The organism is Methylorubrum populi (assembly GCA_036946625.1).
Lineage (GTDB): Bacteria > Pseudomonadota > Alphaproteobacteria > Rhizobiales > Beijerinckiaceae > Methylobacterium > Methylobacterium populi_C.
In genome coordinates this window covers 2,268,260-2,286,941 of the sequence record JAQIIU010000003.1, presented here as the reverse complement: position 1 = coordinate 2,286,941, position 18,682 = coordinate 2,268,260, and the positions used below count along the sequence as shown (strand labels likewise).

Genomic DNA, 18,682 nt, shown 5'->3' with positions numbered 1-18,682 from the left:
GCGGCGCTGACCGTTCGCGCGCACCTTCACGCCCCGGGCGGCCCGTGGGCCCGGCCTTGAGGAAGCGGTGCGCCGTCAGCGGGCGATGCGCCGCACCGAGGGCTCGGGAAGGGCGTGGCGGTCGCGCCGCACTTCGCGGGCGGCGAGGACGTGGCGGTCCGGCACCGCCGCATCGTCGGGCAGCCGGATCGCATCGGCCGCGTCCGGCGGCACCACGGCCGGATTCGCCGTGTCCGCGCCGGGCCGGACGATGGCATCCGCGCCGCGGCTCTCCGCGACGCGCCTGGCCGCGCCGGTCCCTGCCACGGGCCGGAGGCTGCGCTTCATGAAGCCGCGGATCAGCGGCACGATGTCCCGGCGGAAGCGCGAGCCGTTGAAGATGCCGTAATGCCCGGCGCCCGGCTGCATGTGGTAGGCCTTGGCCGCCTCGGGCAGGTTCACGGCGAGCTCCAGCGCCGCCTTGGTCTGGCCGATGCCGGTGATGTCGTCCTTCTCGCCCTCCACCGCCATCAGGTGGCAGCGGCGGATCGCCCCGAGATCGACCGGCACGCCGCGGTGGCGCATCACGCCCCGCGGCAGGTCGTGATTCACGAACACGCGCTCGATCGTCTCGAGATAGAACGCGGCGGTCAGGTCCATCACCGCAAGGTATTCGTCGTAGAAGGCACGGTGCCGGGCGGCCGAGTCGCCGTCGCCGCGCACGAGGTGCTCGAACATCGCGTGATGCGCGCCCGCATGCCGGTCGAGGTTCATCCCCATGAAGCCGGCGAGTTGCAGGAAGCCCGGATAGACCGGGCGACCCGCCCCCGGATAGCCCATCGGCACCGTGTGGATGCAGTGCCGCTCGAACCAGGCCAGCCCCTTTTCCCGGGCCAGGACGTTGACGGCGGTGGGCGAGCGGCGGGTATCGACCGGGCCGCCCATCAGCGTGGCCGAGCGCGGGATCAGGGGACGGTCTTCCGCCTCCATGCGGGCGATCGCCGCCAGAACCGGCACGGAGGGCTGGCACACGGCCGCGACGTGAAGGTCCGGGCCCAGCGCCTCGAACAGGGCGATGCAGGCGTCGATGTAGTCGTCAAGCCCGAAACGGCCCGCGGCCGCGGGCACCCGACGGGCATCCGCCCAATCGGTGATGAAGACCTGATGGCTGTCGAGGAAGGCCTCGACCGTGCCGCGCAGCAGCGTGGCGTAGTGGCCCGACATCGGCGCCACGATCAGCAGCTTCGGCTTGGCCTCCAAAGGCTTGGCCTCCAAGTCGGCCTCCAGGCCGGCGGAGGGTTCGCCGAAAGCGATCACGCGGCAGAACGGGCGTTCCCAGACGATGCGCTCCGGCACGCCGAGCCCGAAGGCGGGCTTGGCGTAGGCGCGGGTGGCGCGCTCGAACATCTCGCAGCCCGCGGCGGCGATACGGCTCTGGGGCACGTAGGCGAGCGGGTTGAAGGGGTTCTCGCAGGCGATCCGGGTGGCTTCCGCCGCCAGCCGCATCGGTGCGAGCATGAGATGGCCGGCCTCGTAGAGAGGGTAAAGCATGCGAGCGCTTCTCCGGGAGCAGCTCGCTTGGGCCAAGCTGTCCTTTTCTTGCGTTGGTGAAGGACTGAACTCCCTCGACGTAGAAAAGGTTTCCTTTGTTCAAGATGCGCGACCCGGAGCCATTGCACCCGGCCTCGAGTTACGCATCGTCGAAGCTGCACCAAGCCCGTCCTCTCGGCGTCGTCAGGGCGACGAAACGTCATTCCCATGGCCGTATCGACGGACGAAAAGTCGCGGCAGGCGGATTGCCTGCGCGGCAGCCCGCCCGATGAAGAGGCCGGTGACGGCGGTCTCGCCGAGAGGCTTCGGAGGGCCTCACGAAACTCAGGCGCTGGCCTGGGTCACGAATTTCGTCGTGAGATAGGCCTCGATCGCCTCCGAGCCGCCCTCGCTGCCGTAGCCCGAATCCTTGACGCCGCCGAACGGGGTCTCGGGAAACGCGATGCCGTGGTGGTTGATCGAGACCATGCCCGCCTCGACCATGGACCCGACCCGGTTCGCGCGGGCGGCGGAACGGGTATAGGCGTAGGCCGCGAGCCCGTAGGGCAGGCGGTTGGCCTCGGTGAGCGCTTCCTCGTCCGCGCCGAAGCGGCGGATCGCCGCGAGCGGCCCGAACGGCTCCTCGTTCATGATCCGGGCGTCGAGCGGCACCTCGGCGAAGACGGTCGGCTCGAAGAAGTTGCCGCGGTTGCCGATGCGGCCGCCGCCGGTGAGCCGCTGCGCGCCCTTGGCCTCGGCATCGGCGCAGAGCGCCTCCATCGCCTCCACACGGCGGGCGTGGACGAGCGGGCCCATCCCCGTGTCGGGATCGAGGCCGTCGCCGACCTTGATCGCCTTCGAGGCCGCCACGAAGCCGTCGACGAAGCGGTCGTAGACGCGCTCCTGCACGAGGAAGCGGGTCGGGGCGACGCAGACCTGGCCGGCGTTGCGGTACTTGTTGGCGGAAAGCACCCGCACGGCGGTGTCGACGTCGGCGTCGTCGAACACGATCGCCGGAGCGTGCCCCCCGAGCTCCATCGTCGCCCGCTTCATGTGCTGGCCGGCCAAAGCCGCGAGCTGCTTGCCGACCGCGGTCGAGCCGGTGAAGGTGATCTTGCGGATCACCGGATGCGGGATGAGCGTGCCGGAGATCGCCGCCGGATCGCCGTAGACCAGGGCGAGGGCGTCGCCCGGCACGCCGGCATCGAGGAAGGCGCGCACCAGTTCGGCGCAGGAGGCGGGGGTGTCCTCCGGCCCCTTGAGGATCACCGGACAGCCGGTGCAGAGCGCGGCCGAGAGTTTTCGGACGGCCTGATTGATCGGGAAGTTCCAGGGCGTGAAGGCGGCCACGGGGCCGACCGGCTCGCGGGTGACGATCTGCAGCACGCCCTCGGCGCGGGCGGGGATGACCCGGCCGTAGGCCCGGCGCCCCTCCTCCGCGAACCACTCGATGACGTCGGCGGCGACCCCCGTCTCGATGCGCGACTCGGCGAGCGGCTTGCCCTGTTCGAGGGTCATGATGCGGGCGATCGCCTCCGAGCGCTCGCGCATCAGCGCGGCGGCGCGGCGCAGCACCTTGCCGCGATCGAAGGCCGAGACGCCGCGCCACGCGGCAAAGCCGCGCCCGAGCGCCTCCAGCGCCTCGTCGAGATCGGCCCGTGTCGCCACCGCGACCCGGCCGACCGCCTCGCCCGTGGCGGGGTTGAGGACGGACAGGCTCCCGCCGCCGGCGCCGGCCCGCCACCGGCCCGCGATGTGAAGCGAAACGTCGAGGTCCATGCGCCATCTCCGTGCGGGGAACGGCCCTCATATAGGCGCTCCCGCGCCGAAGGGGACGCCGGCCCGGCGCGGGCGCGCACCGGAACGAGGACGGGGAACCGCGCCGAGCGCGCGAAAGGCACCGGGCCCGCGCTCCCGTCACGCCTCCCGGCGACGGGACGGATCGGTGACGGCCAGCGAGGCCAGGACGACCGCCATGAAGAACAGGAAGTACTGATTGACCGACAATTCCTCGAACATCAGCGAAGGCACCATGAACACGGCGCTGTAGGTCACGAAGGGCCCGAAGGCGGCGGGCGCCGCCAGGATGCGCAGAAGGCCCGCCACCAGCAGCAGCGCCGCCGCCACGCCGCTTTGGAGTGCGAGCGAGATGAACCCGTTATGCGGGGTCACGAGGCCGGTCATCGCGCGCAGCGCGTCCCGCCGGGCGATCTCTCCGACGCCGAACGGGTGCTCGGCCACGAGGCGCAGCGCCGTGACGCCGGAGAGGAAGCGCTCGTCGAAGTTGCCGGACACGCGGTTGTCCTCGGCGAAGCGCTTCTCGACGGCCTGGGTCAGCGTCTCCGGGAGCGGGATCTCGCCCGTCAGCGACGAGACGACGAGCAGGGCGCCCACCGCACCGAGGGCGGCGAGGACCGGCCCCGCCCGGAGTCTGCGCCGCATCAGCAGGACGAGGAACAGCAGCGGCACGAGAAGGCCCGAGCGGTTGTTGGTCAGCGGAAAGCTCGCCAGCACCGCGGCGAAATAGACGAGGTAGATCGCCTTCAGCCGGTAGCGCAGGCTCAGCAGCAGGGCGGCGGCACCGCCGAGCGCGAAGACATGGCCCGTCTCGTTGCCCGAGGCCCAGAGGCCGCCCTGCTTGTCTTCCACGAAGAGCTTCAGCTCCGCGTCGATCCCGTCGGTGGGGACGGCGAGGCCGAAACGCTCCAGCGGGGCGCCCGAGGCGGCGAGCATCAGCACTGCCAGGGAGGCGAGCAGGCCGGCGCAGAACGCGTTCTCGACGCGCCGGTCCCGTCCCGGACGGAAGCGGCCCGGCCGAGCCCCTCGGCGAGACGGCCGGGCTCGGCCACGACCCGCGCCATCGCGGCGGCGAGGGCCGGGGCGTCGCCGGGGGGGGACGAGCCAGGCCCCCGGGCCGACCTGCTCGCCGATGCCGCCCACCTCCGTCCCGATCACCGGCACGCCCCGTCCGTAGGCTTCCGCCACCGTGCGGCCGAAGGGCTCGGGCCGGATCGGCGGGACCACGAGGCAGTCGATGGCGTCGAGGAAGGCGTCGCGCTCGGCGTAGCCCACGAACGTGAGGAACTCAAACAGGTTCTCAGACTTTCGCTCCGCTCGATGCTTCTCAGGACCATGGTCCTGAGAAGCCCGCTCCACGCGGCGCTCTTCGCGCCGCGAAGCCGCTCGAGCGGCTTCGAGCGATGGCCCTGGGTTCCGGTCCGCGCCGGCTTGACGACCCGCCTCCCCTGCCCGGCTCGTTCGAGCCGCCGCTGGCGCCGCGCGACCACGGCCATATCGATCACTCCGCCCGGTTCCGCTTGCGCTCCACCTCCAGGCGCACGCCGCGGCCCGCCAGGAGGATCTCGGCGAGAAAGGCCAGGATCGCCAGGATGGTGCAGCCGAGGGCGAGGCCGAAGCAGGCGAACAGCACGGAGGCCGCGGAGGCGTCCCGGAGCGCCCCGACGAACAGGGTCAGCGCGGCCGCCCCCGTCATCACGCCGCCGAGGCTCGCCAGCACCACGGCGAGGTCGAGCAGGAACGAGCGCCGGCGCAGATAGGCGAGGCGCCGGGTCAGCGTCGCCCGCGCCGTCCCGTCCGCGCCGGGCAGGGTGGCGGAGAGCGCATCGACCTTGTCGGCGACGCGGCCGAGGCGGGTCGAGAACACGTTGAGCAGGGTCGCCAGCGCCGAGAGCAGGAAGGCGGGAGCGAGGGCGACCTGGATGATGTGGGCGATGCTGTCGGGATCGCCCGTCACGGTCTGGAACATGTCGTCGGGACCGCCTCAGGCCCTGCGCGCGCGGCGGCGCTCGCGGAAGATCAGGGCGAGGTTGCGCAGGTAGATGACGGTCGAGAGACCCTGGCCGATGATGATCACCGGCTCGCGGCGCACGAAGCCGTAGACCAGGGTCATCAGGCCGCCGAGGATCGACAGGAACCAGAACGAGAGCGGCATCACGCTCCGGCCGGCCCGCTCGCTGGCGATCCATTGCAGGATGAAGCGCGAGCCGAACACGAGTTGCGCGCCGATGCCGAACACCAGCCAGAAATCGAAGCGGGTGACGAACACGTCGTAGAAATAGGCCGGCAGGTCCTCGGCGAGCTGGATCAGCATCGGCTCTACGCGCCCTCTCGCAGCACTTCGTCGGCCCGCGGGGCGGGCCGCCGCCGCCGGATCAGCCACCAGACCCCGGCGAGATCGAGGATGCCGACCCAGAGCCGATCGAACGTCCCGTAATTCGAGCGCCCGGTGAAGCGCGGCCGGTCGACCACGTCGCGGTGGACCACGCCGAAGCCCTCGCGGGTGACGAGCGCCGGCATGAAGCGGTGCAGCGCGTCGAAATAGGGCAGCGCGAGGTAGACCTCCCGGCGGAACACCTTGAGCCCGCAGCCGGTGTCGCGGGTCGCGTCCTTCAGGATCTTGCCGCGCACGCCGTTGGCGATCTTCGACTGGACCTGTTTCCAGGCGCCCTTGCGGCCGATCCGCTGGCCCTGCGCGAGGCCGACGCCCGTCCCGCCCGCGTCGAGGGCGGCGTAGAGGATCGGAATGAAGGACGGATCGTTCTGGCCGTCGCCGTCGAGCGTCGCGACGACGGGGGCGCGGGCGCGCAGCACGCCGCTGCGCACCGCCCCGCTCTGGCCGCCGCTGCTCTCGTGGCGCACCACCCGGAGCCAGGGGAGCGTCGCCTGGAGGCCCCGGAGGGCGGCGAGCGTCGCGTCGGTCGAGCCGTCATCGACGTAGATGACCTCGAACGGTGCGAGGTTGCGGCAGGCATGGCCGATCTCGGCCACCAGGGTCTCGATGTTGCCGGCCTCGTTCTTCACCGGCACCACGACGCTGAGGCGCAGCGGGAGAAGCCTGGGATCGGTCGTCGTGCTCATGGTGCGGCACCCGGCAGCGCGGCGTAGGCCGAGACCCCGACCGGCTTGCCGCCGTTGATGTTGAAGCCCGTGACCCGGCCGGCGGGGGCGGGCGGGCGGGCGCCCTGCGCGGCGGCGAACGCGGCGGCGAACCGGTCCTCGACCAGCACGAGGCGGCAGCCCCCCGCGCGCAGGAAGGCGGCGGCCTCCTCCCCCGAATTCAGCATGGCGAGGGCGGTGCCGAGGGTGAAGACGAGGCTCGGCTCGCGATAGCCGAGACTCGCGACCTGGGGGGCCGGACAGGGCAGGGCGTCGCGGAGCGCGGCGAGCCGCGGCGAGACCTTCAGGCTCCGCATCACCGGCTGGGTCAGCCCGAACACGCCGGCCGAGAGCAGCACCGAGGCGGCGATCCCGAGCGCGAGCGCCCCCTCCCCCGCCCGGCGGGCGAAGGCCATCCAGGCGAGCAGGCTGAGCGCGCAGGCGGCGAGCAGCGGCGGCAGGGCGGTCACGGGCAGCACGTGGTCGAGCCGCCACGCGGCGAGGCTCAGGGCCAGCGTCAGCCCGACCGGGATCGCCACCACGAGCCCCGCCACCCAGCGCGCCCCGGGCCGGCGCGGGTCGAGGGCACCGCGGGCGAGCGCCAGGACGGTCAGGATCGCCACCGCCGGCATCAAGGGCAGCACGTAGTGCGGCAGCTTGGTCGGCACCGCCTCGAAGATCAGCCACATCGGCACGATCCAGGCCAGGAGCAGCGCCACCGCATCCTCGCCCCGCCGCGTCCAGGCGAAGGGAAGGCCGAGCGCGGCGAAGGCGGCGCCGGGCCAGAAGGTCGCGAAGAAGGCGATGGCGTAGGCGCCGGGCGGCCCCCAATGCTTCTCGGCGCCGGTGCCGACCTTGCCCAGCATGTCGTGGCCCACCGCCTCGCCGTAGAAGGCGCCGCCGCTCTTCCAGGCGATCGCCACGAACCAGGGCGCCACGATCGGCAGCGTGAGGAGAAGTCCCAGGCGCGGGCGCAGGTCGAGGAGCCAGCGGGCCGAGCCCTCGCGGATCGACAGGACGAGGGCGGTCAGGCCCGCGAACAGCGGCACCATCGGCCCCTTCACGAGGATGCCCAGCGCGATCCCGAGCCAGAAGACCAGCGCCGTGCCGAGCGAGGCCGGGCCGCGCCGCCGCTCCAGCCGGGCGCGCCCGAGCCACGCCCGGGCCAGCGCGCCGAGGGCGGCGACCGAGCAGGCGGTGAGCAGCGCGTCGGTCTTGGCGAGCCGGGCCTCGGCCGAGAGCATGATGCAGGCACCGAAGAGGGCGGCGGCGAGGAGGGCGCCGCGCCGGTCGAGCAGGCCGAGCGCGGCCCAGTAGGTCAGCAGGATCGCCGCGAGCGCCCCGAGGAGCGAGGGGATCCGGTAGAGGCCGATCTGCGTGCGGGCCGCCGGCACGCCGAGGGCCTCCCCCGCCGCGACGGCGGCGGCCTGCGCCCAGTAGAGGCCGACCGGCTTCTTGTGGCGCGCCTCCGCCTGGAAGCGGATGTCGACGAAATCGCCGGTCTCCAGCATCTGCCTGGAGGCCTGGGCGAAGCGCGGCTCGTCCCGGTCCATCGGCTGGAGCGAGGCGAGGCCCGGCAGGAAGCAGGCGAGCCCGAGGAGCAGGAGCAGGAGGCCGGCGCGAAGGTGGCTCGCGGTGCCGAAGGCCAGCACCCGATCCGCGAGACGCAAGGGGGCGGCGAGCCACCGGAAAGGGTCCGGCCGCGGTCGCGCGGCCCGGCCGGCGCCGAGGCTCGTCATGGACGGAGGCCGCCTGCCGGAGCATCGTCCCGAAAGGTGGTCGCCGGCTTTCGGGAAAAGACGATGCGAGAACGGGGACCGAGTGCATCGTCCTGGAATGCGCCGTCCTGGAACCGGTATCCGGGACGGTGCGCGATCGCCGCGGTCTGGCTCGGGCGGGAGGGAACGGGCATCGGCGGCTCGGGCGCGGATCGATAAGGGCCGGTGGACGGCCCGCAACCGGCCGGGGCGCCGTGTCGGTGATCCCGCCCGGATTGTCAAATGCATGAGGGAGACGCCCGGGCGCGAGGCTCGCCGGACGCGGGCCTGCCCGTGAAAAGCAACACGACCATGCGCGCGACGGGTAGCCGGATCGGGCGGGCGACCCTATATGCCTCTCCATGGCAAGCAACAGCGCAAATCCCTACACCCTCGAAATCGAAGCCTGCGAGCGCCCGGCCGGGCACTTCACCTGGGCCATCCGCCGGAACGGCAAGCTCTTCCAGCGCGCCGACCGCGTTCAGACCACGGAAGAGGCGGCCGAGCGCAGCGGCCTCGCCGCCCTGGAAAAGCTCCTCAGCGGCCGGGAGCGTTGATCGGCTGATTTGAGGCGGCCCGTCCGGCCGCTTCGCCGTCAGCTCCTCGAACCCACCCGAAAGGCTCCCGGGCATCCGCCCGCGGAGCCTTTTCTGCGGCGTTGATCGCTCGGCAGGCTCGGATAAGCTCCTCCTGAAACGGGAGGTCAGGCCGATGGCGCGCGAGACGATCTACGACCGGGACCTCGACCGCGATCCCGCCAACCACCAGCCGCTGACGCCGCTGACCTATCTCGACCGCGCCGCCCGCACCTTCCCGGACCGGATCGCGGTGATCCACGGCCGGCTGCGCCGCTCCTACGCCGACCTCGACGCCCGCTGCCGCCGCCTCGCCTCGGCGCTCGCCGCCCGGGGCATCGGGCGCGGCGACACGGTCGCGGTTCTGCTCGCCAACACCCCGGCGATGATCGAGTGCCACTACGGCGTGCCGATGGCGGGGGCGGTGCTCAACACCCTCAACACCCGCCTCGATGCCGGGGCGCTCGGCTTCTGCCTCGACCACGGCGAGGCGAAGGTCTTCGTCGTCGACCGCGAGTTCGCGGATCTCGCCCGCGCGGCGCTCGACCGGGCGGGCGTCGCGCCCCTGGTCATCGATTACGACGATCCGGAATTCTCCGGTGAGGGCGCCCCCCTCGGCATGATCGACTACGAGGCGTTCCTGGCCGAGGGCGATGCCGGTCACGATTGGGCGATGCCGGCGGACGAGTGGGACGCGATCTCCCTCAACTACACCTCCGGCACCACGGGCGATCCGAAGGGCGTGGTCTACCACCACCGCGGCGCGGCGCTTCTCTCGCTCGGCAACGTCATCACCGCCGGGCTGGGACAGCACGCGGTCTATCTCTGGACCCTGCCGATGTTCCACTGCAACGGCTGGTGCTTCCCCTGGGCCCTGTCGGTCGTGGCCGGCACCCATGTCTGCCTGCGGCAGGTGCGGGCGCCCGCCATGTACGCCGCCCTGGCCGAGCACCGGGTCACGCATCTCTCCGGCGCGCCGATCGTGATGTCGACGCTGCTCAACGCCCCCGAGGCGCAGAAGCGCCCCCTGCCCCGCCGCGTCCACTTCCTCACCGCCGCCGCGCCGCCGCCCGAGGCGGTGCTGGCCGCCATGGGCGGGGCGGGCTTCGACGTGACCCACCTCTACGGGCTGACCGAGACCTACGGCCCGGCGGTCGTGAACGCGTGGCACGAGGATTGGGACGCGCTTCCCCCGGACGAGCGGGCGCGGAAGAAGGCGCGCCAGGGCGTGCGCTACCCCGTGCTGGAGGGGCTCGACGTGCGCGACCCCGAGACGATGGAATCCCTGCCCGCCGACGGCACCAGCCTCGGCGAGGTGATGTTCCGCGGCAACGTGGTGATGCGCGGCTACCTGAAGAACCCGGCCTCGACCCGGGCCGCCTTCGCGGGCGGCTGGTTCCGCTCGGGCGACCTCGGGGTGAAGCACCCCGACGGCTACATCCAACTGAAGGATCGTTCGAAGGACATCATCATCTCAGGGGGCGAGAACATCTCCTCGATCGAGGTCGAGGACGCCCTGTTCAAGCATCCGGCGGTGGCCGCCGCCGCCGTGGTCGCCAAGCCCGACGCGAAATGGGGCGAGACCCCTTGCGCCTTCGTCGAGCTGAAGGAGGGGCGGGAGGCGACGCCCGAGGAACTGGTGGCGTGGTGCCGCGAGCGGCTCGCGCCCTACAAGCTGCCGCGCCATGTCGTGTTCGGCGAACTGCCCAAGACCTCGACCGGCAAGGTGCAGAAGTTTTTGCTGCGGGAGAAGGCGCGGGAGGCGTGAGGGCGAGGGCCGCTCCCGGCCCTCGGATCTCCGGAGGCACGCGGCCGATGACGCCTGACGCCGTGCCCGATCGCAGGTTCCGGGTTCGCCTTCGGCGCCCCGGAGCGGCGAGCGGCGAGTGGGCTCGATCCGTGAAATCGTCGTGCGTCGATTTCGGCATACGGCCCGCCGCCCGCTCGCTTGAGCGGATCAAGCGGATGAGGCGTCCTGTCCCCCGTCAAGCTTCGTGCCTGAGCCTCGCCCCACCCCCAACTGCCGCGCGGCCGAGACGATCGCCGCCATGCGGTAAGGCTTCATCACCAGCACGCTTTCGCTCACCTGGCGGGGCTGCTCGGCGCTGTAGCCGGTCACGTAGATCACCGGCAGGGCCGGGTGGAGGGCGCGGGCGCGCTCGGCGAGGTCCCAGCCGTCGAGCTGGCCCGGCAGGCGGATGTCGGTGAACAGGAGATCGACCGCCCGCCCGTTCTGGAGCAGGCCGTAGGCTTCCTCCGCCGTGCCCGCGCCGAGCACGGCGAAGCCCGCCTCCTCGAACTCCATGGTCACGGCGTTGAGCAGCATCTCCTCGTCCTCGACGACGAGCACCGTCCGCTTGTCGGCCATCCGCCCCTCTCCCCCTGTCGCCTTGCCCCTCACTTGGCCCCTCACACGGAGCGCGCCTTCGCCGGACCGGCGTTCGTCTCGGAACGGCGCGTGACAGAAACCGGCGGCTCAGCCCGCGAAGGCGGCCGGCGCCAGAACGGCCGGCGCGGAGGCCGGCACCGGGCGCCCGGCATGCTCCGCCGGCCGCTTGCCGACCGGCGCCTGGGCCGGAAAGGAGAGCCGCACGGTGGTGCCGGACCTCGCTCCGCGGCTCTCGCCGTGCACGAAGGCGGCGGCGCCGCCCGATTGCTGCGCGAAGCCGAACACTTGGCTGAGGCCGAGGCCCGTCCCCTGCCCCAGCGGCTTCGTGGTGAAGAACGGCTCGAAGGCCCGCGCCTCGACCTCCGGCGCCATGCCGAGACCGGTATCGGACACCTCGACGGCGAGGCCCGCACCTTCGCCCGCGGGCAGCGGCCTCGTGGCGATGGTGAGCGTGCCGCCCTCCGGCATCGCGTCGCGGGCGTTGACCGCGAGGTTGAGGATCGCGCTTTCGAGCTGGTTGGGATCGACGTTCACCCGCGGCAGGTCCGGGGCGAGGTCGGTCACGAGCCGGATTCGCGGCCCGATCGTGCCGCGCAGGAATTCGGCGAAGGAGGCGATCTGCGCGTTCACGTCGGTGCTCACCGGCGAGAGCGGCTGGCGGCGGGCGAAGGCGAGCAGCTTGTGCGTCATCGTCGCCGCGCGCTCGGCGCCCTTCACCGCATCGCGCAGGCGCGTCCGCAACGGGCTCTCCTCGGGCAGGCCGCGCTCGACCCGGTCGAGGTTGATCAGCACCACGTTGAGCAGGTTGTTGAAGTCGTGGGCCACGCCCCCGGTGAGCTGCCCGATCGCCTCCATCTTCTGGCTCTGGCGCAGCAGTTCCTCGGTGCGCTGGCGCTCGGCGTTGGCGGCCTCCAGGGCGGCGAGCGCCGCGTCGCGCTCCTGGATGCGGGCCTGGAGCGCCTCGTTGGCCTGCCGGAGCTGGGTCGGCGACGGCAGCGTCAGCGCCTTCGGGATCAGGATCCACAGCGCCACCGAGGTGCCGATGGAGGCCAGGCCGGTGAAGAGCTTGACCGCCGCCTCCAGCCCGTAATCCGGCACCCACAGCGTCCAGATCGCCATGAGGTGCGTCGCGCCGCAGGCGGTGATGAACACCGCGAACGACCAGAACATCCAGCCGAACACGATGTCCCGCCGCCGCGAGACGAAGGTGGCGAGCGCGACCGGAATCGAGAAATAGGCGAAGGCGATCAGGCTGTCGGAGACGACGTGGGTCCAGACCAGCTCCGGGCGCCAGAGCAGGCAGATGCCGTGAGGCGAGAGATTGTCGACCTCCCACAGGCGCCGCAGAAGTTCGAGCATCGCCTCGGTCCCCGGCAGAGCGGCGCCGGCCTGTCGCCGCCGTGCGCTCGAAGCTTGGCAATCCAGGGGCAGCCTCGGCGGGCAATGGATCCCCTCCCCCGATACCTACGCGAGAAACCTGCTCTTCGCCAAATCGCAAGTCCTCGCGCCAAGTTCCTGCACCAAGTCCTCGCGCGCAATACCCGCGGCGGCGGGCGTCCGCCGGACGCAGGGAAGCCGGCCATCGGTCGCTTCCCTGCCGCTTGGCATTAAGCCTCGGTTAACCCTGTTCGGCGATCACGGGAGGTGGTTTTCGAGGGCGGGCGCGAGTGTCGGCGCAACGGGCAATCACGCAGGCCGAGGCTTTGCAGGCATCGGCGGACGTTCCCCTGAGGCGCATCGGCCTCGGGAGTCTGCTGGCCGCGACCGCGCGCCGCCATCCCGAGCGGATCGCGGTGGTCGACCCCGCCGACAAGCCGGACTGGTGCGGGCGACCCGCCATCACCTGGACCTACGCCGCCGCGGCCGAGATCGTGGAGCGGCTCGCCCGCGGTCTGCGCAGTTGGCGCCTGCCGCCGGGAAGCCGTATCGGCCTGTGCCTGCCGGGCTCCGCCGAGAGCGCGCTGGCGATCCTCGCGGTGGAGGCCGCCGGCCACGTCGCCTGCCTGCTGCCGGTCTCCTGGGACGAGGAGCGCCTGCTCGCCGCGGCCCAGGGCGTGGCGCTGAGCGCGGTCCTGACCCAGGCGCGGCTCGGCTCCGCCAAGCCTGCCGAGCGCCTCTGCGCCGTCGCCGCCCGGTATTTCGGCCTGCGCTACCTCGCCGCCTTCGGCCCCGACGTGCCGGACGGCGTGATCAATCTCGACCGCTTCGTCCTCGACGGCCCGGCCGCGGCGCCCTCCGGACCGCCGCCCGCGCCCGCGGGCATCGTCAGCTTCGTCGGCGGCGACCCCGAGCGGCCGGTCTATCGCGGCGGCGAATCGGTGGTCGCTGCGGCGGCGGCCCATCTCGTGGCGACGCGGGTCGCGCCCGCCGAGCGCATCCTCAGCCTGACCGGCCCGCACGATCTGCGCGGCCTCGTCACCGGGCTCGGTGCGGCCCTCGTTGCGGGGGCGAGCCTGGAGACGATGCCGCTGTTCGACGGTGCGGCCTTCGCGGCGGCCCTGCGCCGGCCGGGCCCGACCCATCTCGTCGTCCCGGCCTTCCTCGAGAAGAACCTCGCCGGCCGCGATCTCCCGGCGGATCTGCGCTCCGTCGCCCTGGTCCACCGCGCCCCGGCCCGCTTCCCGAGCCGCAGCCGCGCCGTGGGCGGGCCGCGGGGCCTGGGCCACGACACGGTGGTCGATACGGTCGCCTTCGACGAGACGGCGGTCCTGTCCGGCCGGCGCGGCGGGCCGAACGACCTCGCCCTGGTGCTCGGCAAGCCGGAGCGGCTGGTGCTTCCCGCGAGCCTGCTCGCCCTGCGCCGCGGCCCGGACGGACGACTCGCCTTCCGCGGGCAGGCCTGCGCCGCGACGGCGCTGCAGCGCGGGAATCGCGCGGACATGCCGGGCGAGAGGCGGCAGGAGACACGGCACGAGACTTGGCACGAGACTTGGCAGGAGATTTGGCACGAGACGCCCTACGCGGCGGTGCTGTTCGCCGGCCTCGCCACGGCGATCGAGGTGGCGGCCGAACCCGAGCCGGCCGTGTCCCCGGAAATTTTCGCGTCCGCGTAAAGCGGTTCGCGCGCGCGAGTCCCAGCCGCCCGGCCAAGCCGGAGCACGCGCGGGAAGATCGTTTGAACCCAAGCGTTTGATGGAGGCTCGGCGGGGGCGGCGAACCGTATCCACCGCCTGTGCGGTGCAGTTCATCGCGCCTTCATGACGGCGATCCCATGGTGAGACCATCTGCATGGCCGGCGAACCAATCGTGGCCGTGCGGGTTATCCGGGGTGCCCCTTCACACGGGGCGCGACATGGGGTAACGCTCAAGCTTATGGGTGCGCTGCAACAAGTGCTCGTCGTCGACGATGGCCGCCGGGCCGTCGACCGCTCTCTCGCCGCAGACCTAGCCGGGCTCGGTTACGCGAGCGTCACCGCTTCGATCGAGGCGGCGGACGACGTCCTCGCCGTGATCGCCCGCCCCGCGGCGATCCTGCTCCAGCTCTCCGCCAGCCCGAACCCGCAGATCACCGCGCTCGCCGACCGCCTGCGTGCGCAGATGCGGGCCGGCGGCATCCCGGTCATCGACATGGACGATGCCGGCCCCCGCGCCGGTGCCCCGGTCGATCTGAAGAGCCGGATCGGCCCCTACGTCCTCAACGAGCCGGAGCTTTAGGGCCTTCCCGTAACGGGACAATGACGGGCGGCCCGGGAGGGCCGCCTTTTTCGTTGAGGCGGGCGCTCCGTCCACGCCCTCGGGACGGCGCGTTCCGCCGAAGCCCGGGCGGATTCGGGGGACGCCCTGCGCCTCATACCGTTTCCGATTGATCGCTTCGGGTTTGGCCCCCCCCTCCGTCATCGCGAGCGGCCGCGAAGCGATCCAGGGCGCGACAAGTCCGGAAAGGGCGCGCCCTGGATCGCCACGGCTTCGCCTCGCAAGGACGCAGGACAGGCCGAACGCATCAACCGGATATCGTCACGCCGCGTTCTTCGCCCGCTTGGCGATCGTCACCAGCCCGCGCAGGATCTGCGTCGTTTCCTTCAGGCGCTTCGGCACGCCGTCGAGTTCGCGGACGAACACCACGCTCATGTCGGGCCGCACCTTGGCGAAGGAGCCCTGCTCCACGACCATCGCGGCGAGCCCCTGCGGGTTGGCGAAGGAGCGGTCGCGGAAATGCACCACCACGCCCTTCGGCCCGGCCTCGACCTTCTCGATATTGGCCTCGCGGCACAGGATCTTGATGGTGACGATCTTCAGGAGCTGCTCCACCTCCGGCGGCAGCGGCCCGAACCGGTCGATCAGCTCGGCCCCGAAGCTCTCCATCTCGGCGTCGTTCTCGAGGGTCGAGAGGCGCCGGTAGAGGCCGAGACGGACGGTGAGATCCTCGACGTAGTCCTCGGGGATGGTGACGGGAGCGCCGAGCGCGATGGTCGGCGACCACGCCTCTTCCTCGGGCTCGGCGATGCCGGCCTTCAGCGCGGTGACCGCATCCTCCAGCATCTGCTGGTAGAGTTCGTAGCCGACCTCCTTGATGTGGCCCGACTGCGCGTCGCCGAGCAGGTTGCCGGCGCCGCGGATGTCGAGGTCGTGGCTCGCGAGCTGGAAGCCGGCGCCGAGGGTGTCGAGGCTCTGGAGCACCTTCAGGCGCTGCTCGGCCTGGGCCGTGAGCTGGCGGTTGGCCGGCGTGGTGAACAGGGCGTAGGCCCGCGCCTTCGAGCGGCCGACGCGCCCGCGCAACTGGTAGAGCGCGGCCAGCCCGAACATGTCGGCCCGGTGCACGATCAGGGTGTTGGCGGTCGGGATGTCGAGGCCGGATTCGACGATCGTGGTCGAGAGCAGCACGTCGTACTTGCCCTCGTAGAACGCCGTCATCACGTCCTCGAGCTGCCCCGCCGCCATCTGGCTGTGGGCGACCGCCACCGTGACCTCCGGCATCTCCTGGTCGAGGAATCTTTTGACTTCCGCGAGATCCTCGATGCGGGGGACGACGTAGAACGCCTGTCCGCCGCGGTAGCGCTCGCGCAGCAGCGCCTCGCGGATCAGCAGCGGATCGAACGGCGTCACGAAGGTGCGCACGGCGAGGCGATCCACCGGCGGCGTGGCGATGATCGAGAGCTCGCGCACCCCCGTCATGGCGAGCTGGAGCGTGCGCGGAATTGGCGTCGCCGAGAGCGTCAGCACGTGGACGTCCGCCTGGAGCGCCTTCAGCCGCTCCTTGTGGGCCACGCCGAAATGCTGCTCCTCGTCGACGATGATGAGGCCGAGATCCTTGAACGCGACGTTCTTGGCCAGAAGCGCGTGGGTACCGACCACGATGTCGATCTTGCCCTCGGCGAGCCCCGCGCGGGTCTGGCGCTGGTCGCCGGCCGAGACGAAGCGCGAGAGCTGGGCGACGTCGACGGGCAGCCCCTTGAAGCGCTCGGCAAACGTGCGAAAATGCTGGCGCGCCAGCAGGGTCGTCGGCACCACCACCGCCACCTGCTTGCCCGAGATCGCCGCGGCGAAGGCCGCGCGCAGCGCCACCTCGGTCTTGCCGAAGCCGACATCGCCGCAGACGAGGCGGTCCATCGGGCGCCCGGCGTTGAGGTCGTCCAGCACCGCGTCGATGGCGTTGGCCTGATCCTCGGTCTCCTCGAACGGGAAGCGGGCGGCGAATTCCTCGTACATGCCTTCCGGCGCCTTGAGGGCGGGGGCGGGCTTCACGAAGCGGGCGGCCGCGACCTTGATGAGTTCGCCCGCCATTTCGAGGATGCGGCGCTTCATCTTGGCCTTGCGGGCCTGCCACGCTCCGCCGCCGAGGCGGTCGAGGGCGACCTCCGAGTCCTCCGAGCCGTAGCGGGTCAGAAGCTCGATGTTCTCCACCGGCAGCAGCAGCAGGCCGCCGGCATATTGCAGTTCCAGGCAGTCGTGCGGCGCGCCGGCCGCGGTGACCGTCTTCAGCCCGACGAAGCGGCCGATGCCGTGATCGGCATGGACCACGAGGTCGCCGGGCTGGAGCGCCTGCACCTCCAGGATGATGTCCTGCGGGCGCTTGGATTTGCGCTTCTGGCGCACCAGCCGGTCGCCCAGAATGTCGCCCTCGGCCACCACCGCGAGCTTGTCGAGGGTGAAGCCCGCCTCCAGGCCCCAGACGGCGACCGCCACGTCGGTGCCGCGCTTGCACGCGTTCACGGCGGTGAAGGTGTTGATCTCGATCGGCTTCTTCAGCCCGTGATCGGTCAGCACGCCGCAGAGCCGGTCGCGCGATCCGTCGGACCAGGATCCCAGGATCACGTGATGCCCGGACGCCTGGAGGTCGCGGATATGCGCGACCGCGGCGTCGAACACGCTGGCCGCCTCGTCGGCCCGCTCGGGCGCGAAGTTTCTTCCCGCTTTGGCACCGCAATCGATCACCGCCCGCTCGTCGGAATCGGGCTGGGCGAAGGGGGTGAGCCGCGCGACCGTGCCGGCCGCGACCTTGCCCTTCCACTCGCTGGGCGTGAGATGGAGCGCGCGCGGCGGCAGCGGCTTGTAGGGTGCGACGCCGGATTGCGGGGTCTTCAGCGCCGCCTCGCGGGCCTGGAAATAGTCCTGGATCAGGGAAAGGCGCTCGGCCGCCGCCTCCTCGACCTGCGGGTCGAACAGCATCGGCACGGCCCCAAGATAGTCGAACAGGGTGTCGAGCCCGTCGTAGAACAGCGGCATCCAGTGTTCGAGGCCGGCATAGCGCCGGCCCTCGCTCACGGTCTCGTAGAGCCGGTCGTCGCGGGTCGCCGCGCCGAAGCTCGACAGGTAGCCCTGCCGGAAGCGCCGGATCGTCTCGGTGGTGAGCTGCACCTCGCTCATCGGCACGAGGTCGAGGGAGCGCAAGGACCCGACCGTGCGCTGCGTCTCCGGATCGAAGGCGCGGATCGATTCGAGGGTATCGCCGAAGAAGTCGAGGCGGATCGGGTTCGGCAGCCCGGGCGGCGACAGGTCCAAAATGCCGCCGCGCACGGCGTATTCGCCCGTATCCCGCACCGTTCCGGTGCGCAGGAAGCCGTTGGCCTCGACCCAGGCCACGACCTTGTCCATCGGCACCACGTTGCCGATCGCCGCCGAGAAGGTCTCGACCGCCACCCGGGCGCGGGGCGGCACCCGCTGCACCAGGGCGTTCACCGTGGTGCAGAGGATGCGCGGCTTCTCCTCCGACGAGCGCGAGCGGGTCAGCCGCGAGAGCGCGGTCATGCGCTGCGCGGCGATCGCGGCGTTGGGCGAGACGCGGTCGTAGGGCTGGCAGTCCCAGGCCGGGAAGCTCATCGCCTCGATCTCGGGGGCGACGAATTTCAGCGCGTTCCGGAAGGCGTTGGAGCGTCCCGAATCGCGGGCGACGTGGACCAGCACCGCCGGCCCCTCGAACGTGCCGGACAGCGCCCGGGCGAGGTCGGCGGCCACCAGCGCGTCGAAGCCGTCGGGGACGGAGGCCAGCGTCGGGCTGTCGCCGCGCCTGATCGCGTCGAGCGCCTTGGTCAGCGGCGCCGATTTCGGCAGGGCGAAGCGGGCGATCTGCGGCTTCCGGGCGGGCGGCTTGGGTTGGGGCTTGGCCATCGGGCGTGACG

General features: G+C 71.8%; 14 protein-coding genes. 4 read left to right on the top strand and 10 right to left on the bottom strand.

From position 1 onward, the window contains the following. Positions 1-75: 75 nt before the first annotated feature. The 7 genes from phaZ to PGN25_22075 form a co-directional block, all read right to left on the bottom strand. Positions 76-1,530: a polyhydroxyalkanoate depolymerase gene (gene phaZ / locus PGN25_22105; GenBank protein MEH3120197.1), complete on the bottom strand. Its 1,455-nt coding sequence runs from the start codon at positions 1,528-1,530 to the stop codon at positions 76-78. Positions 1,531-1,854: 324 nt separating this feature from the next. Further along, a complete protein-coding gene (locus tag PGN25_22100) occupies positions 1,855-3,288 on the bottom strand; it encodes an NAD-dependent succinate-semialdehyde dehydrogenase (GenBank protein MEH3120196.1) in 1,434 nt (477 codons plus the stop codon). A gap of 138 nt (positions 3,289-3,426) precedes the next feature. Continuing rightward, positions 3,427-4,581 carry a glycosyltransferase gene (locus tag PGN25_22095; GenBank protein ID MEH3120195.1) on the bottom strand — a complete coding sequence of 385 codons (1,155 nt, stop codon included), beginning with the start codon at positions 4,579-4,581 and terminating at the stop codon, positions 3,427-3,429. Positions 4,582-4,807: 226 nt separating this feature from the next. Next, positions 4,808-5,275 carry a DUF2721 domain-containing protein gene (locus PGN25_22090; protein MEH3120194.1) on the bottom strand — a complete coding sequence of 156 codons (468 nt, stop codon included), beginning with the start codon at positions 5,273-5,275 and terminating at the stop codon, positions 4,808-4,810. 15 nt (positions 5,276-5,290) lie between these two features. Next, complete coding sequence (locus PGN25_22085; GenBank protein MEH3120193.1) at positions 5,291-5,620, bottom strand: lipid-A-disaccharide synthase N-terminal domain-containing protein; 330 nt, start codon at positions 5,618-5,620, stop codon at positions 5,291-5,293. A gap of 5 nt (positions 5,621-5,625) precedes the next feature. Next, positions 5,626-6,387, bottom strand: a complete 762-nt coding sequence (locus PGN25_22080; GenBank protein MEH3120192.1) for a glycosyltransferase family 2 protein — start codon at positions 6,385-6,387, stop codon at positions 5,626-5,628. Further along, a complete protein-coding gene (locus tag PGN25_22075) occupies positions 6,384-8,144 on the bottom strand; it encodes a glycosyltransferase family 39 protein (GenBank protein MEH3120191.1) in 1,761 nt (586 codons plus the stop codon). The genes PGN25_22080 and PGN25_22075 overlap by 4 nt, the downstream gene beginning before the upstream one ends. 380 nt (positions 8,145-8,524) lie before the next feature. On the opposite strand from PGN25_22075, the gene PGN25_22070 reads away from it, so the two are divergent. Beyond that, entirely contained in the window at positions 8,525-8,719 is a 195-nt protein-coding gene (locus tag PGN25_22070) for a hypothetical protein (GenBank protein ID MEH3120190.1), read from the top strand. Positions 8,720-8,873: 154 nt separating this feature from the next. After that, positions 8,874-10,505 (top strand): acyl-CoA synthetase, encoded by a 1,632-nt coding sequence (locus tag PGN25_22065; protein ID MEH3120189.1) that lies wholly within the window; start codon positions 8,874-8,876, stop codon positions 10,503-10,505. A gap of 189 nt (positions 10,506-10,694) precedes the next feature. Here the strand turns inward: PGN25_22065 and PGN25_22060 are convergent, their stop codons facing one another. After that, entirely contained in the window at positions 10,695-11,105 is a 411-nt protein-coding gene (locus PGN25_22060; protein MEH3120188.1) for a response regulator, read from the bottom strand. A gap of 108 nt (positions 11,106-11,213) precedes the next feature. After that, the gene (locus PGN25_22055; GenBank protein MEH3120187.1) at positions 11,214-12,485 is read right to left on the bottom strand and encodes an ATP-binding protein; all 1,272 of its coding nucleotides are present in this window, start codon (positions 12,483-12,485) and stop codon (positions 11,214-11,216) included. A gap of 308 nt (positions 12,486-12,793) precedes the next feature. On the opposite strand from PGN25_22055, the gene PGN25_22050 reads away from it, so the two are divergent. Continuing rightward, entirely contained in the window at positions 12,794-14,179 is a 1,386-nt protein-coding gene (locus PGN25_22050; GenBank protein ID MEH3120186.1) for a class I adenylate-forming enzyme family protein, read from the top strand. Positions 14,180-14,438: 259 nt separating this feature from the next. After that, positions 14,439-14,780 (top strand): hypothetical protein, encoded by a 342-nt coding sequence (locus tag PGN25_22045; GenBank protein MEH3120185.1) that lies wholly within the window; start codon positions 14,439-14,441, stop codon positions 14,778-14,780. A 300-nt stretch (positions 14,781-15,080) separates the two neighbouring features. Here the strand turns inward: PGN25_22045 and mfd are convergent, their stop codons facing one another. Beyond that, entirely contained in the window at positions 15,081-18,671 is a 3,591-nt protein-coding gene (gene mfd, locus PGN25_22040) for a transcription-repair coupling factor (GenBank protein MEH3120184.1), read from the bottom strand. Positions 18,672-18,682 lie beyond the last annotated feature (11 nt).

Bases quoted from the DNA above. Each gene is read 5' to 3' on its own strand.
- phaZ (MEH3120197.1), bottom strand. From the start codon at position 1,530: ATGCTTTACCCTCTCTACGAGGCCGGCCATCTCATGCTCGCACCGATG.
- PGN25_22100 (MEH3120196.1), bottom strand. From the start codon at position 3,288: ATGGACCTCGACGTTTCGCTTCACATCGCGGGCCGGTGGCGGGCCGGC.
- PGN25_22090 (MEH3120194.1), bottom strand. From the start codon at position 5,275: ATGTTCCAGACCGTGACGGGCGATCCCGACAGCATCGCCCACATCATC.
- PGN25_22085 (MEH3120193.1), bottom strand. From the start codon at position 5,620: ATGCTGATCCAGCTCGCCGAGGACCTGCCGGCCTATTTCTACGACGTG.
- PGN25_22080 (MEH3120192.1), bottom strand. From the start codon at position 6,387: ATGAGCACGACGACCGATCCCAGGCTTCTCCCGCTGCGCCTCAGCGTC.
- PGN25_22075 (MEH3120191.1), bottom strand. From the start codon at position 8,144: ATGACGAGCCTCGGCGCCGGCCGGGCCGCGCGACCGCGGCCGGACCCT.
- PGN25_22070 (MEH3120190.1), top strand. From the start codon at position 8,525: ATGGCAAGCAACAGCGCAAATCCCTACACCCTCGAAATCGAAGCCTGC.
- PGN25_22065 (MEH3120189.1), top strand. From the start codon at position 8,874: ATGGCGCGCGAGACGATCTACGACCGGGACCTCGACCGCGATCCCGCC.
- PGN25_22060 (MEH3120188.1), bottom strand. From the start codon at position 11,105: ATGGCCGACAAGCGGACGGTGCTCGTCGTCGAGGACGAGGAGATGCTG.
- PGN25_22055 (MEH3120187.1), bottom strand. From the start codon at position 12,485: ATGCTCGAACTTCTGCGGCGCCTGTGGGAGGTCGACAATCTCTCGCCT.
- PGN25_22045 (MEH3120185.1), top strand. From the start codon at position 14,439: ATGGGTGCGCTGCAACAAGTGCTCGTCGTCGACGATGGCCGCCGGGCC.
- mfd (MEH3120184.1), bottom strand. From the start codon at position 18,671: ATGGCCAAGCCCCAACCCAAGCCGCCCGCCCGGAAGCCGCAGATCGCC.